This is a genomic window from Streptomyces sp. P17, assembly GCF_032436805.1.
Classification (GTDB): domain Bacteria; phylum Actinomycetota; class Actinomycetes; order Streptomycetales; family Streptomycetaceae; genus Streptomyces.
In genome coordinates, this window is the sequence record NZ_JAVRBF010000307.1 from 1 (window position 1) to 497 (window position 497).

The 497-nt window shown below is 44.3% G+C and carries 1 protein-coding gene; it reads right to left on the minus strand.

Going from position 1 to position 497, the window contains the following annotated elements; genetic code table 11:
* Positions 1 to 497: hypothetical protein (locus tag RMT89_RS41010; protein WP_315888844.1), on the minus strand; the 497-nt coding region annotated here is incomplete at both ends.

The window sequence follows — 497 nt, forward strand, 5'->3', positions numbered from 1 at the left end:
GCTGCGTTTCATATTTCAAACGCGCTGTTGCTTCTTCGGATAAACCGATACTGTCACGTTCTGCCTGCAACGACGCAATTGTGCGTTCTGCTCCGTTGACAATATCTGAAAACTTTTCTTCGTCGGTTTTTCCTCTGCTTTTCTTTTTCTTCTTTTTGTCTTCCCCTAGCGTATCGGAAAATTTACGAATTCTATCCGCTGCGGTGTTCGCTGCATTAGTGATTGCCCCGCCAATTGCGCCGAGATAATCAGTATTCAAATCTTTTTCCAACTGCTTATTTCGACCTTTGACGGCTTTGGCCAAATTGTCAGCAGCAGTATTTGCCATTTCCTTAAATTTGTAATTGTCAGGGTTTACGGTTTCGATAGAAAATGCGCCGATACCAATATATTCGCCAACCGAGCCGATTTTATTGACCTGTTCAATTAGCGAGTTAATACCGCCAATTGTTGCGCCAACCATTGCATTGACGGCTCCGATTGCCAAGTTGGCAGCG